The 360-nt window shown below is 65.8% G+C and carries 1 pseudogene; it reads right to left on the bottom strand.

The window, feature by feature from the left end:
- Positions 1 to 360: pseudogene (locus AC507J_RS32385) on the bottom strand (polyketide synthase); the annotation flags it as partial.

Below are 360 nucleotides of genomic sequence, written 5' to 3'. Positions count from 1 at the left end.
CAACCGCACGTTTCCTGATTGCCAGTCCACGTGTGGGGTCGGTTCGTCGACGTGCAGTGTTGCCGGCAGCACGCCGTGGGTCATCGCCTGGACCATCTTGATCACACCGGCCACGCCCGCAGCGGCCTGGGTGTGGCCGATGTTCGACTTCACCGACCCCAACCACAACGGCTCACCCGAACGCTGCCCATACGTCGCCAACAACGACTGCGCCTCGATCGGATCCCCCAACCGGGTCCCCGTCCCATGCGCCTCCACCACATCCACCTCACCCACACCCAACCCCGCCACACTCAACGCCCGCCGAATCACCCGCTGCTGCGACGGACCATTAGGCGCCGTCAACCCATTCGACGCACC

The sequence above is a fragment of the Micromonospora sp. PRAS1 genome (assembly GCF_059553435.1).
Note: the sequence above shows the minus strand (reverse complement) of the source record. Positions and strands in the feature narration are given on the sequence as shown.